The following is a 13,000-nucleotide window of genomic DNA, read 5'->3' on the forward strand; positions in this document are numbered from 1 at the left end:
GGGTTTTGGGGGTCAGCCACGAGGAGTCGGGGGACTGGTCGGGGTTCACCCGCCAGTCCCGGGCGACTCGGTCGATCGCGATCGGGTAGAGGGTCAGGGTGCCGTCGGGGTCGATGCGCAGGCGTACGAAGCCCTTCGCGTCCTCGATGCCCTGGCCGGCGAACAACTCGTTGACGTTCACCCCGAACTTGCTGGCGACCAGCAGGTACGCGGCCACCAGTTGGCTGGCCAGCAGGCCGCTCACCGGTAGGTAGACCGCCACCGCGGCGACCGCCGGCAGCGGCCAGGGCCAGTCGTGGAAGGGCAGGGCCAACCAGGCCCAGGTGCCGGCGGCGGCCAGCCCGACGTGGGCCAGGCCGTGCCCGACGCCGAGTATCCAGTGTCGCGCGTGGCGCTTGCCGGTGGAACTGGGCGGCTTGGCGAACAGGGCCGCCGCGAGCACCAGCACCAGCACCATCATCACCAGCGGCACGCTGAACAGGCGTTGCTCGGACGCCTCGGACCGGAAGTCGGTCACGCCGGCCATCGACAGCATCAGCAGGGTGTGCAGGATGCCCAGCACGGTGGCGAAGCCCGGGTTGCGGCGAGGCAGCCGGCTGAAGATCCCCCAGCCGTACCGGCGGGAGCGGGCCGCGTCGGGGTAGCGGCCGGCCAGCTCGTACGTCCGGGAGGGACTGGACCGACGGGCCATTGTGTCCCGTGGTGGCACCTCGATCCGCTCGGGCAGCTGATGCGTCGGATAGAGGTACGCGCCGCCGCTGCCGGAGGTGACCAGCTGCCGGCCGTCCGGCCCGGTGTACCGGGCGTAGTGGTGCAGGTCGCCGGAGATCAGCAACCGGACCTGGGCCCCGGTGGGCGCGATGATGGTCCGGATGAAGTAGTCGATCGAGTCGTACGCCGAAGGCTCGTCGACGGCCTTCACCCACGCCGGTGCCGGCACCGCCAGGATCACCCGGCTCTGCGGTCCCAGCTTCTTGGCCACCGTGTCGAAGTAGGTGAGCTGCGGATCGTCGACGTACGAGCCGGACTGGTCGTCGAGGCCGAACAGCCACCAGTCGGCGGGCAACTCGGCGGCGAAGTACGAGCGGGACTGACCGGTACGCCAGCCGCCGAAATGCCGGTCCCGGGTGCGGACGAACAACCGGAGGAACGCGGTCAACCCGTCGTACCAGTCGTGGTTGCCGGGCACCGCGAAGATCGTCGGCTGCTCCGGCGGGCCGACCGGCAGGGCCGCCTGGTAGGGCCCCTTGCAGCGGTCCTCGTACGCCTCGTAGGCGGCCGACGGGTAGACCTGGTCACCGCCCATCACCAGGGTCTGCGCCCGGGGCAGCCGGTGCCCGTCCACTTCCAGCTCCCGCTGGGCGAGCAGGTACGCCACCGAGTACGTGGCGTTGAAGCCGTCGCCCAGGTCGGCCACGTAGTCGAGCCAGAGCCCGCCGTCCGGCCCGACCTGCTTGGCGACCTCCGCGTCCAGCGCCTTCTGTAGCTCCCGCTTGTCCAGGTAGGCCCCGAAGAGCAGAGCCAGCAACGTACGCAGGCCGGTGCTGATCAGAAGGAACGGCGCGAGCCACGGCACCGGCTTGCGCGGCGTGAAGCCCAGCTCCAGCGGGTCGGTGCTGCGAGGCCGCCGCGTCGCCCGTCCGCCGCCCGCCTCCGCGGGTGGGCTGTCGACCGGTTCGTCGCGGGGGATGTGATCGTCGGTCATCCGCCGCAGCGTAGTCGCGGTGAGCCCGAAACGCCTCGGTGTCCGGTTCGCCGACTCGTTGAATCCCACTCGGCCCCGCGCCGACGCGTGCCGTACACTTGGCGATCGTTGCCGCCTTAGCTCAGTCGGCAGAGCGACGCACTCGTAATGCGTAGGTCGACGGTTCGATTCCGTCAGGCGGCTCCACAGGAAGGCCCAGGTCACCGGCTTGATCGCCGATCATGACCTGGGCCTTTGTGGTGTCGCCGTGCCACGGCCGGTGGCCGGACAACCATCCGAACCGCCCAGTTGGCGTCCTGGTCGCGGAGTTCAGCTGCTGGGCACCACCTGGATGATGCTTTCCCCGCTGACCTTGCTCTCGCGGTCGGCCACCGAGTTGACCAGGTTGTAGTAGCCCGGCTTGGCCGAGGGCTCGATCACGATGGTGCTGACGGGTCGTTCGTCGGGCGTACCGGCGGGTCGAACCGGCTCGGCCGTGAAGGTGACCAACCCCGGAAGGTTCTTGGTGCCCATCGCCACCGCCTTGAGGTCGTCCACGGTCGCGAACGGGCCGGTCAGGTGGGCGTTCAGCTCGACCTGCGGCGGGGCGGTCGCAGTCGGGTCGTCCAGCAATTCGACGATCCAGTGCAGGATGAAGGTCTGCCCCGGCTCGTAGAGCGTTTCCACATCCGCAGTCTCACAGCAGGTGTACGTGACCGACGGCCGTGCGGCTACCTCGGAGGGGCCGGCGACGCATGCCGCTAGAAGTGGCATGACCAGGCAGGCCGGCAGCCAGACGCGGGACATCCTCATGCGCGGGATCGTATGTTCAGGTGGCAAGTCTGCAGGTGTCGGCATGATCACGCTCGATCCTGGATCGAGTGGTATCCCCGTGGCGTCGAGCCACTCGATCCTGGATCGGGGCGTGACCTCGCCAGGGCCGCCGGTCGACCGCGCGGGTCAGACGTAGAGCGTGCTGGCGTACTCCGGGCCGTAGTGGCGCTCCAGTTCGGTCAGCGTCTCCGCCGGCGCCTCCACCTCCTTGATCAGCCGAGCCCGGCTGGGCAGCGGGTCCACCGGCCAGGTCTCGGGCTGCCACAGGTGGGAGCGGAGGAACGCCTTGGCGCAGTGGTAGAAGATCTGCTCGATCTCGACCACCACGGCGAGCACCGGCCGGTGCCCCTTGACCATCATCTCGTCGAACCAGGGTGCGTCGCTCAACAGCCGGGCCCGGCCGTTGATCCGCAGGGTGTCGGTGCGCCCGGGGATCAGGAAGATCAGCCCGACGTGCGGGTTCGCCAGGATGTTGCGGTAGCCGTCCGCCCGCCGGTTGCCGGGACGCTCCGGGATGGCGATGGTCCGGTCGTCCAGCACGAGGGCGAAGCCGGCCGGGTCGCCCTTGGGCGAGACGTCGCAGGTGCCGTCCGCCCCAGCCGTGGCCACCAGGCAGAACGGGGACGCGGCGAGCCACTGCCGGTCACGCTCGTGCAGCGTGGTGCGTTCCTTCGCGGCGGCGCGGGGTGCCGGGACGCCGAGCAGCTCGGTCAACTCCGCCGCCGACGTGATCTCCACCGTCACTGTCTGCCTCCCCGTGGCGTTGACCGTGGTGACGGCACCAGGACGGGAAACCGTCACCGTAAGTGTAGTCGTGTCCAGCGCCAGGTTTGTCCCGTGGTGACCGGGGTACGGCCGCACCGAGCGCCGGAGCGTGCGCCCGCGACCCGAGCAGTGGAGGCCCGCAGATGGAGAGTCGGCTCAAGGTTCTGGGTCACGCTGTGCATCCGATGCTGGTGATGTTCCCGGTCGCCCTGCTGGTCACCGCCGTGTTGTTCGACGTCATCGACGCGCTCGGCGGGCCGCGCTTCCTCGGCGAGGTGGCGTACTGGAACCTCACCGTCGGTCTGATCGGCGGCGTGCTGGCCGCAGCGGCCGGGGCGGTCGACCTGCTGGCCATCCCGGCCGGGACCCGGGCGAAGCGGGTAGGGGTCACCCACGCCGCCGCCAACTTCGCGATGCTCCTGCTCTTCGCGGCGGTCTGGGTGGTGCGGCTCAACGCCGAGTACCGGACCGCCGGCGGCGCGCTGATCGCCATCGAGGTGGTGGCGGTGGCCATCCTCGGCGTGGCCGCCTGGCTCGGCGGGGAACTCGTCGGCCGGCTCGGTGTCAGCGTCGAGCGCGACGCCAACCTCAACGCACCGAGTTCCCTGCGGCCCACCGGCTCCGGGCAGCCGACGGGAGGTGCCCGATGACCAGGCCGGGACGTGGTCGGCGGGCCGGCCAGCAGGGCTGGGACCCGCTGGGTGAGTTGCAGTCGTTGCGGGCCGAGTTGAGCCGGCTGGTCGGCGGCCGGCCGGGGCCGCCCGAGGTGGAACTGGGCGAGACCACGGACGGCTGGGAGGTGGTCGTCCGGCTGCCCGGTGTCGCGCCGGAGGAGGTCGCGGTCGAGCTGGACGAGCGCGAGCTGTGCGTACGCGCCCGGACGGAGGCCGAGGTGAACGCCGACCACGGCATCTCCGGCGGGTTCGAGACCCGGGGCTTCGAGTACCGCGTGCACATGCCGTCCCGGGTGGACCCGGACGCGATCGACGCGGTGATGGACCACGGCCTGCTCCGGGTCAGGTTGCCGCGGGCGACCCGGCCCCTGCCGCGCACCATCACCGTCGGTCGGACCGGCCCACACCACGCCGGCCGGCCTGGGAGCAAGCCGCGGAGCATCGACCCGGCGGCGGATCGGGAACTGCACCAACCCGACGTCGCCGTCGGCGAACCCGGTCGGTAGCGGCCCTGCCGTGGCCGCGCCGGCCCTGCTCGCCCCGGTCGCCGGGCTGGTGCCCGACGTGGCCAGGATCGCCGTGCTGCGGGCCAACGCGCTCGGCGACTTCATCTTCGTGCTGCCGGCGCTGGACGCGTTGCGTTCCGCGTACCCGCGGGCGGAGATCGTGCTGCTCGGTGCGCCGTGGCACGCGGCGCTGTGGCGCGACCGGCCCGGCCCGGTGGACCGGGTGCTGGTGGTGCCCGCCGCGCCGGGGATCCGCGCGCCGGCCTCCGGCGAGCCCGACTCAAGCATGATCGACTTTCTGGCCGCCGCCCGCGCGGAACGCTTCGACCTGGCCCTCCAACTGCACGGCGGCGGTGCGAACTCGAACCCGCTGGTCGCCGCGCTCGGCGCCCGGGTCACCGCCGGACTGCGTGCCGAGGACGCCCCGCCGCTGGACCGTTGGCTGCGCTACGTCTACTACCAGCCCGAAGTGATCCGCTACCTGGAGGTGGCGGCGCTGGTCGGCGCCCCGGCGACCACGATCACCCCGGCGCTGGCGGTCACCGACGCCGATCGTGCCGAGGCGCGATCCGTGCTGGGCGAGCGGGAGCGCCCCCGGGTGGCGCTGCACCCGGGCGCCACCGACACCCGCCGCCGCTGGCCCGCCGACCGGTTCGCCCAGGTGGCCCGGACGCTGCACGCCGACGGCTACGAGGTGCTGGTCACCGGGACCGCCGCCGAGCAGGACGTGGTCGACCAGGTGGTGGCGGCCGCCGGCGTGCCGGTCCGGCCGCAGGTGGGCACGCTCACCCTGGGCGGGCTGATCGGCTGCTACGCCGGCTGCGAACTGGTGGTCTCCAACGACACCGGCCCGCTGCACCTCGCCGCCGCGGTGGGTACCCCGACGGTCGGCATCTTCTGGGTCGGCAACCTGATCACCACGGCCACCGCGCTGCGGGACCGACACCGGCCGATCACCTCGTGGACGGTGCACTGCCCGGTCTGCGGGGTGGACTGCACCCCCGGCATCTACCCACACCGGCCCGGCGACGGTGACTGTCCGCACCGCGACTCGTTCGTCACCGACGTACCGGCCGTCGAGGTGCTCGAAGCCGCCCGCGAGCTGTTGTTCGGGTAAGGAAGGGCACCTTGTTAACACCGGTCAGGCGTCGGCGTCCGCATCGGCGAGGACGACCTCCCACGCCTCCACGTCGCGGTCGGTGACCGTGGTGGGCGACTCCAGGTGGTACGCGCCGCTGGGCAGGACGCCGGCGCCGCCGTGGCGCGCCAGTACGGCGAGCTGGGCGGCGACGTCCTCGCCCTGGTGCCGCTCCTGCACCCGGCGCCAGAAGTCGAAGCCGCCGGAGTCGACCAGCTTCGCCCGGTCGTACAGCACGCAGCCGCCGATCCAGGAGACCTTGTACGCCCGCCAGCTCCCCTCGGGCAGGGCCAGCGACTCGGTGACGTGCAGCAGGTTCGCCGCCGAGTGGATCTGCGCCCGGTCCCACTGCGACGTGCCCGGGCGGATCCGCTCCGGCACCGGCCGGCCGACCCACTCCTGGTAGTGCTGGTGCGTCTGCGGCCGAACGTCGTGCAGGTAGGACAGTCCGTGCACGGCGTTGCCGACGAACCCGCAGCCCAGCTCCTCGATCGCGGTGACCAGCCGGTGCAGCGTCCCCGGTTCCAGCCAGACGTCGTCGTCGAGGCAGAGCACGTACCGGGCGCCGGACGCGGCGAGCAGCCAGGCCCGGTGTTCGGCCAGGCCCCGCCGGGGCAGCCGGCGGGTCAGCAGCACCGGATGCCCGCGGTGGCGCAGCGCACGGACCATGGTGGCCGCCGCCGGATGGGCGTACCCGGGCGCGCCGTCGGACTGGTCGCTGACCACCACCCCGAACCCGGGCACCCCCTCCTGGGCGGCGAGCCCGGAGAGGGTGACGGCGAGTTCTGCGGGGCGGTCCCGGGTCGGGACCAGCACGTCGAGCAGACGGTCGGCGCGGAATTCCGCGCGGGAGCCGGTGTCGAGCGGCCGGTTCACGGCGCGGTCAGCGGTGGCGCGGCCGAGCCGGTCGCCGGTCCGCCGGCGCGGTCCGCCGCTACCGCCGGATCGGGCGAGGTCGCACCGGTCGCGGGTGCCACCGCCGGTTCGGGTGCGGTCACGCCGGTCGCGGGCGGGCCGGCCGGTTGGGGCGGTGGGTCGCCGTCTGCAGTCTTTGGCCCGGTCCCCTGGCCGTACGCGCGGATCCGGTCGATGATCGCGGAGGTGGAGCGGTCCGGCACGTACCCGAGGGTGCGGACCTGGCCGCCGAGCCGCTGCACCAGCGGTGCCTCCGGCACCAGCTCGGGCGGATAGTCGCCGCCCTTGACGTAGACGTCCGGGCGGATGTCCTCGATCAGCGCGGCCGGTGAGTCCTCCTCGAAGACCACCACATGGTCCACGCAGGACAGCGCGGCGAGCAGGGCGGTGCGGTCCTCGACCGGGTTGACCGGCCGGTCCGGCCCCTTGAGTCGGCGTACGCTGCCGTCGGAGTTGACCGCCACCACCAGCAGATCGCCGAGGGCGCGGGCCTGTTCCAGGTACCGCACGTGTCCCCGGTGCAGCACGTCGAAGCAGCCGTTGGTGAAGACGACGGAGCGGCCCGCGCGGCGGTGCTCGGCGATGATCGCGCCCAGGCCCTCGCCGCCGACCTGCACCGGCTGGCGGTCGCTGCCGGACCCCGGCCGGCCCAACGCGGCCAACAGGTCGTCCCGGCGGCACACGCAGGTGCCGGTGCCGGTGACGGTGCTCGTCGCGGCGAGCTGAGCCAGCTGAGCGGCGGTCGACAGCGGTGCGTCGGCGGCCAGCGCGAGCGTCATGGCGGCCAGGTACGCGTCGCCGGCGCCGACGGCCTGGCTGGCCGGGACGGGGGTGCTGTGGCTGCGCCGGGGCTGCCCGTCGGCACCGCCGACCACCGCGCCGTCGGTGTCCAGGGTCACCGCGACCACGTCCGCGCCGGTGTGTGCGCGTAGCTCGGCCAGTCGGGACTCGGCCAGGACGGCCCGGTCCACACCGGCACCGGCGTCGGCGTTCACGGTCACGCCGGTGCCGGTCACGCTGAGCCCGTCGTGGGTCATCGCCACCCGACCCTCGCCGGGCGTGGGCTCACCGGTCGGCCCGTCGGTACGCCGCAGCCCGGCCCCGCCCGGCGCGGTGCCCACGGTCAGCTCGGAGGGCCCGTCGGCCCCGTCCATCTCGGGATGCTCCAGGTGCAGCTCGCGGCCACCGGCAACCGTCGCAGCACCGGGAGCCGTCGCGCCGCCGGGAGCCGATGCGCCGCCGGCAACCGTCGCAGCGCCGGCAGCCGATGCGCCGCCGGGAGCCGTCGCGCCGCCGGCAGCCGTCGCGCCGCCGGCAGCCTTTGCGCCGCCGGCAGCCTTTGCTGCGCCGGGAGCCGGCCGGTCGGCGGTCAGCGCGGCGGTGCCGGCGCGGGCGAGCAGCCGGGTCGCCTCGGCGAAGCTCGGGGTCACCACGGTGGGGGCGAGGCCACGCCAGTCGGCAAGGTCGTGCGCGTCCAGCGCGACCGTGGCGTACCGGTCCCGCTTCGCGACCAGCCAGGCGCGTACCGGCGCGGGCAGGGCACCCAGGCCGTAGTCGCAGACCACCAGGGTCGGAGCTGCACCGCCGGCAGCGGCCCGCAATTCCTCGGTCGCGCAGTCCAGGGCGGTGAGCAGGCGGTCCACACCCTCGTCGCTGAGTGGGTCGTCCGGGTCGCCGGAGTCCTCCCGGAGCAGGATCTGGTCGCCGGCGAGCATCCGGCGCTTGACCGGGGTGGGTCGGCCCGGCTGGCTGACCGTGCGGTCCCAGACGCCCGCCCGGTCCAGACAGTCGTGCAGCTCGTCGCCGGCGACGTCCGCCCCGACGGGTGCCACCAGCACCGACCGGCCGCCCAGCGTGGCGATGTTGACCGCGGTGTTTGCCGCGCCACCAGCCGCGGAGATGCGTCGTCGCAGGGTGAGGACCGGGGCCGGGGCCTCCCGGCACAGCCGGTCGGAGTCGGCGAACCGCCACTCGTCGAGCATGGCGTCGCCGATCACCAGGACCGGGCGCCCGAGCCAACTCTGCACGACGTCGGCGAGCCGGAGTTGTTCCGCTGCTGCTCGTGCCATGCCGGCGGATCCCCCGGGGTCGGCAGGGTCAAACCTGCCGGGCGAGCAGCGGGCATCGGCCAACGGGACGGTGACGACCGCTGCGGACCATCGGCCCGGGTACGACGGACGGTACCGTTGCGGCTCATCGGCCCCGGGTACGACGTCGGCCGACCACAACGGCCCGTTCCGGCCGGCCGGGACGGGCATGTTTCCCGTGGTCAGGGAAAGCAGGCGGAATGACGAGGGAAGGCCACGCGACGCCGGTGCTGAACAAGGGTCAGATTCGCCTGCTGATGTTCGGTCTGATGACCGGCATGCTGCTGGCCGCACTCGACCAGACCATCGTCGGGACCGCGCTGCCGACCATCGTCGGCGAACTGGGCGGCATCAACCACTACTCGTGGGTGGTCACGGCGTACCTGCTCGCCTCGACCGCCTCGACCCCGCTCTACGGCAAGATGGCCGACCTGTACGGACGCCGACCGGTGTTCCTCTTCTCCATCGGGACGTTCCTGCTCGGCTCGCTGTTGGCCGGGCTGTCCCAGGACATGACCCAGTTGATCATCACCCGCGGGGTGCAGGGTCTCGGCGCGGGCGGCCTGATCACCCTGGCCTTCACCATCATCTCGGACGTGGTCTCGCCCCGCGAACGCGGCCGGTACCAGGGCCTCTTCGGTGCCGTGTTCGGGATCGCCTCGGTGGCCGGCCCGCTGGTTGGCGGCTACTTCGCCGAAACCAACTGGCGCTGGATCTTCTACATCAACGTGCCGCTGGCGATCCTGGCCATCGTGGTCTGCTCGCGGGTGATGCGGCTGGTGCCGTTCACCCGCCGCAAGCACGCGATCGACTGGCTCGGCGCGATGCTGCTGGTGGCCGGGGTGAGCTGCCTGCTGCTCGCGCTGAGCTGGGGTGGCAGCACCTACCCCTGGGGTTCCGGGGTGATCATCGGGCTGTTCGTCGCCGGGGCCGTGCTGGGAGTGCTCTTCGTGCTCCAGGAGACCCGGGTCTCCGAGCCGATCCTGCCGCTGCGGCTGTTCCGCAGCGCCACCTTCGCCCTGGCCAACAGCGCCGGGTTCGTGCTCGGCCTGGTGATGTTCGGGTCGATCATCTTCATCCCGCTCTACCTGCAGATCGTCAAGGGTGCCTCCCCGACCCGCAGCGGTCTGCTGATGCTGCCGATGATGGCCGGCATCATCGTCACCTCGGTGCTCACCGGCCGGGCGATGAGCCGGATCGGTCGGTACAAGTGGTTCCCGGTGGTCGGGTCGGCGGTGCTGCTGGTCGGGATGCTGCTGTTCACCCGGCTGGAGGTGAACACCTCGCTCTGGGGGGCGTTCAGCTTCATGGTGGTGATCGGCGTGGGGCTCGGCCTGTGCATGCAGTCGCTGATCCTCGCCGTGCAGAACGCCGTCTCAGTACGCGACCTGGGCGCCGGTACCTCCTCGGCGACCTTCTTCCGGTCGCTCGGTGGATCCTTCGGAGTGGCCATCCTCGGTGCGGTGCTCACCTCCCGGCTCGATCACGAGTTGGGTGCCCGGCTGCCCGGTGCGATCGCCCAGCTGGCGCCCGATCAGCAGGCCGCGGTGGCCGGCAAGGGCACCGGCATCTCGGTCAACGAACCGGCGACCATCCTGGCCCTGCCCGCCCCGGTACGCGCGGCCGTCCAGATGGCGTTCGTCGAATCGCTGCACCTGGTGTTCCTGACCACCGGGCTGATCGCGATCATCGCGGTCCTGGTCACCCTGGCCCTGCCGAACGAGAAGCTGCGCGGCACCGGCCCTGAGGGTGCGACCGGCGGTACCGACGGCCTCGGCGGCAAGGGCCCGGCCCCCGGTGGCAAGCCGCTGGACCGCGGGTCGGACGAGGAGGCCGCCGCCGAGATGCAGGCGCAGTCCCAGACCATGCTCTGACCTCATGCCTGACGGGCCCGGGCCGGCACCGCGATCAGGGTCACTTGAGGATCAGGCGGTTCGTCTGCTCGAAGACGTCCAGGTCGGCGAGGGTCTCAAGGACGCTGGCCGAGAGCGGGTGCGGCATCGCCTCGCGGTGGTAGAAACCGGCGTCGGTGGTCTCGTCGGTGACCCGGGCCAACTGGCCGTCCCACTCCTCGACCCGGAACGCCGTGGTGAAGATCTGGTAGGTGTGGCCGTACATGTTGGTGTGGGTGCGGTCCGGTCCGGTGTAGAGCGCGAAGGCGCTCACCCGCAGGGCGCGCAGCCCGGTCTCCTCGCGTACCTCCCGCACGGCGCAGTCGGCGATCGACTCGCCCAGCTCCATCGCCCCGGCGGGCATCGCCCACTGCCCGTTGTCGGAGCGGCGGATCAGCAGGATCCGCGCCGAGCTGTCGCGTACCACGGCGCGGGCACCGACGAACATCAGCGTCCGGTCGCCGGCCAACGCGCGTAGCTGACCGACGTAAGAATCTGCCCAGGAGATGCTCACCCGGACAAACTTACGGGGGTTCCCAACGTGTGACCGGCGACACTAATTTGTTACCCATGCGTAGCACGATGATGGACGCCCCGCTCCAGGTCTCCCGGATCCTCGAACACGGCGCCACCGTGCACGGCACGGCCGAGGTGGTGACGTGGACCGGTGCCCCCCAGCCGCGCCGCAGCACATACGCCGAGATCGGGCGGACCGCCGCCCGACTCGCCCACGCCCTGCGCGCCGAGTGCGGCGTGACCGGCGACGAGCGGGTCGCCACCTTCATGTGGAACAACACCGAGCACCTGGTGGCGTACTTCGCGGTGCCCAGCATGGGTGCGGTGCTGCACACCCTGAACATCCGGCTCTTTCCCGACCAGGTCAGCTACATCGCCAACCACGCCGAGGACCGGGTGGTGCTGGTCGACTCGACGTTGATCCCGCTGCTGGCCAAGTCCATCGCCGGCATGACGAGCGTGCGGCACGTGGTGGTGGTCGGCGGCGGCGATCCCGCGCCGCTGGTGGCTGCGGCCGGCGACCGGATCGTCGTACACCAATGGGACGCGCTGCTGGCCGACCGGCCGGAGGTGTACGACTGGCCCGAGGTGGACGAGCGGGACGCCGCCGCCCTCTGCTACACCTCCGGCACCACCGGCAACCCCAAGGGGGTGGCCTACTCGCATCGCTCGATCTACCTGCACTCGTTGCAGATCTGCATGCCGGAGGGCTTCGGGCTCGGGCCGACGGACCGGGAGTTGGTCATCGTGCCGATGTTCCACGCGATGTCCTGGGGCCTGCCGTACGCGGCCTTCCTCTCCGGTGCGTCGCTGGTCATGCCGGACCGCTTCCTCCAGGCCGCCCCGATCGCCGAGATGATCGCCGCCGAGCGGCCCACCCTGGCCGGCGCGGTGCCGACCATCTGGACCGACCTGCTGGCGTACCTGGACAGCCACGACGTGGACACCTCGTCGCTGACGGAGGTGATCGTAGGTGGTTCGGCCTGCCCGCCGGCGTTGATGCACGCGTTCGACGAGCGGCACGGCGTCGACGTCATCCACGCCTGGGGGATGACCGAGATGTCCCCGTTGGGCTCGGTGGCCCGGCCGCCCGCCGGCGCGACCGGTGCGGACGCCTGGCGCTACCGGTACACGCAGGGCCGGGTGCCGGCCGGCGTGCAGGCCAGGATCGTGGGGCCGGCGGGAAAGCCGCTGCCCGCCGACGGCACGTCCGTCGGCGAGCTGGAGGTCCGCGGCCCGTGGGTCACCGCCCGGTACGTCGGCGACGACGCCCCGGATCCGGAGAAGTTCCGCGACGGCTGGCTGCGTACCGGTGACGTGGGCACCCTGTCGGCGGACGGGTACATCACCCTCACCGACCGGGCCAAGGACGTGATCAAGTCCGGCGGCGAGTGGATCTCCTCGGTGGAGCTGGAGAACGCGCTGACGGCCCACCCGGCGGTGCTGGAGGCGTGCGTGGTGGGCGTACCGGATCAGCGCTGGGACGAACGGCCGCTGGCGACCGTGGTGCTGCGCGAGGGCGCCTCGGCCACCCCGGAGGAGCTGCGTGAGTTTCTGGCCGGGTCGGTGGCCCGCTGGCAGTTGCCGGAGCGGTGGGCGTTCGTCGACGTGGTGCCGAAGACCAGCGTCGGCAAGTTCGACAAGAAGGTGGTGCGTGCCCGGTACGCCGACGGCGACCTGGATGTGCGGGAACTGGCCACGCCGTAACGAAATCCGGCGCATCATCGCCGTTAGGGAGTAGGGGGCCTTCTCCAGACCCTCTCTCCGGTGGGCGGCCCCGGCGTTCGCACCGCGCCGGGGCCGCCCGTTCCTTGCGGGGCGACCCGCACTGTCAGTATTGCGAAAGTTGTTCGCCTCTGTCCCGCTGATGGGAAATTTGCCCAGGTCAGAGCATCATTCGCTGGCGCTGATCAGCACCTTGCCGACCACGGAATCCTCCACCGCCTGGTGTGCGGCGGCCGTCGCCGACAGCGGGTAGTGGTGCAGCGG

11 protein-coding genes and 1 tRNA gene are annotated in these 13,000 nt (G+C 72.0%); 6 read left to right on the top strand and 6 right to left on the bottom strand.

Annotated elements, in window-relative coordinates; genetic code table 11:
- On the bottom strand, positions 1–1,705 hold a 1,705-nt coding region (locus C1I95_RS25840; protein WP_146605847.1), incomplete at its 3' end, for a metallophosphoesterase family protein.
- A 110-nt stretch (positions 1,706–1,815) separates the two neighbouring features.
- Here C1I95_RS25840 and C1I95_RS25845 point away from each other — a divergent pair.
- Positions 1,816–1,891 (top strand) — tRNA-Thr (locus tag C1I95_RS25845).
- 123 nt (positions 1,892–2,014) lie between these two features.
- Here C1I95_RS25845 and C1I95_RS25850 read toward each other — a convergent pair.
- Both C1I95_RS25850 and C1I95_RS25855 read right to left on the bottom strand, forming a co-directional pair.
- On the bottom strand, positions 2,015–2,497 hold the full coding sequence (locus C1I95_RS25850) for a hypothetical protein (protein WP_233513888.1): 483 nt from the start codon (positions 2,495–2,497) through the stop codon (positions 2,015–2,017).
- 147 nt (positions 2,498–2,644) lie between these two features.
- The gene (locus C1I95_RS25855; RefSeq protein WP_111217531.1) at positions 2,645–3,262 is read right to left on the bottom strand and encodes a pyridoxamine 5'-phosphate oxidase family protein; all 618 of its coding nucleotides are present in this window, start codon (positions 3,260–3,262) and stop codon (positions 2,645–2,647) included.
- A gap of 164 nt (positions 3,263–3,426) precedes the next feature.
- Between C1I95_RS25855 and C1I95_RS25860 the strand changes: the two genes are divergently transcribed.
- The 3 genes from C1I95_RS25860 to C1I95_RS25870 are packed head-to-tail and all read left to right on the top strand — an operon-like array spanning position 3,427 to position 5,580.
- Complete coding sequence (locus C1I95_RS25860; protein ID WP_111217533.1) at positions 3,427–3,933, top strand: DUF2231 domain-containing protein; 507 nt, start codon at positions 3,427–3,429, stop codon at positions 3,931–3,933.
- Positions 3,930–4,463, top strand: a complete 534-nt coding sequence (locus tag C1I95_RS25865; RefSeq protein ID WP_111217535.1) for an Hsp20/alpha crystallin family protein — start codon at positions 3,930–3,932, stop codon at positions 4,461–4,463. The genes C1I95_RS25860 and C1I95_RS25865 overlap by 4 nt, the downstream gene beginning before the upstream one ends.
- Positions 4,464–4,473: 10 nt before the next feature.
- The gene (locus C1I95_RS25870; RefSeq protein ID WP_111217537.1) at positions 4,474–5,580 is read left to right on the top strand and encodes a glycosyltransferase family 9 protein; all 1,107 of its coding nucleotides are present in this window, start codon (positions 4,474–4,476) and stop codon (positions 5,578–5,580) included.
- 24 nt (positions 5,581–5,604) lie between these two features.
- Here C1I95_RS25870 and C1I95_RS25875 read toward each other — a convergent pair whose 3' ends face one another.
- Complete coding sequence (locus tag C1I95_RS25875) at positions 5,605–6,477, bottom strand: glycosyltransferase family 2 protein (RefSeq protein ID WP_111217539.1); 873 nt, start codon at positions 6,475–6,477, stop codon at positions 5,605–5,607.
- Positions 6,474–8,585: a D-glycero-beta-D-manno-heptose 1-phosphate adenylyltransferase gene (rfaE2, locus tag C1I95_RS25880; protein ID WP_233513889.1), complete on the bottom strand. Its 2,112-nt coding sequence runs from the start codon at positions 8,583–8,585 to the stop codon at positions 6,474–6,476. The genes C1I95_RS25875 and rfaE2 overlap by 4 nt, the downstream gene beginning before the upstream one ends.
- 218 nt (positions 8,586–8,803) lie before the next feature.
- On the opposite strand from rfaE2, the gene C1I95_RS25885 reads away from it, so the two are divergent.
- Positions 8,804–10,477 (top strand): MDR family MFS transporter, encoded by a 1,674-nt coding sequence (locus C1I95_RS25885; protein ID WP_111217540.1) that lies wholly within the window; start codon positions 8,804–8,806, stop codon positions 10,475–10,477.
- 40 nt (positions 10,478–10,517) lie between these two features.
- On the opposite strand, the gene C1I95_RS25890 is transcribed toward C1I95_RS25885, so the two are convergent.
- Positions 10,518–11,009: an NUDIX domain-containing protein gene (locus C1I95_RS25890; protein WP_111217542.1), complete on the bottom strand. Its 492-nt coding sequence runs from the start codon at positions 11,007–11,009 to the stop codon at positions 10,518–10,520.
- Between the two features lie 56 nt (positions 11,010–11,065).
- Between C1I95_RS25890 and C1I95_RS25895 the strand changes: the two genes are divergently transcribed.
- Positions 11,066–12,718, top strand: coding sequence for a fatty acid--CoA ligase (locus tag C1I95_RS25895; RefSeq protein WP_111217544.1), 1,653 nt, complete (start codon positions 11,066–11,068; stop codon positions 12,716–12,718).
- Positions 12,719–13,000 lie beyond the last annotated feature (282 nt).

Origin of the sequence: Micromonospora craterilacus, from assembly GCF_003236315.1 — a bacterium.
GTDB lineage: Bacteria > Actinomycetota > Actinomycetes > Mycobacteriales > Micromonosporaceae > Micromonospora > Micromonospora craterilacus.

Bases quoted from the DNA above. Each gene is read 5' to 3' on its own strand.
- C1I95_RS25850 (WP_233513888.1), bottom strand. From the start codon at position 2,497: ATGAGGATGTCCCGCGTCTGGCTGCCGGCCTGCCTGGTCATGCCACTT.
- C1I95_RS25860 (WP_111217533.1), top strand. From the start codon at position 3,427: ATGGAGAGTCGGCTCAAGGTTCTGGGTCACGCTGTGCATCCGATGCTG.
- C1I95_RS25865 (WP_111217535.1), top strand. From the start codon at position 3,930: ATGACCAGGCCGGGACGTGGTCGGCGGGCCGGCCAGCAGGGCTGGGAC.
- rfaE2 (WP_233513889.1), bottom strand. From the start codon at position 8,585: ATGGCACGAGCAGCAGCGGAACAACTCCGGCTCGCCGACGTCGTGCAG.
- C1I95_RS25885 (WP_111217540.1), top strand. From the start codon at position 8,804: ATGACGAGGGAAGGCCACGCGACGCCGGTGCTGAACAAGGGTCAGATT.
- C1I95_RS25895 (WP_111217544.1), top strand. From the start codon at position 11,066: ATGCGTAGCACGATGATGGACGCCCCGCTCCAGGTCTCCCGGATCCTC.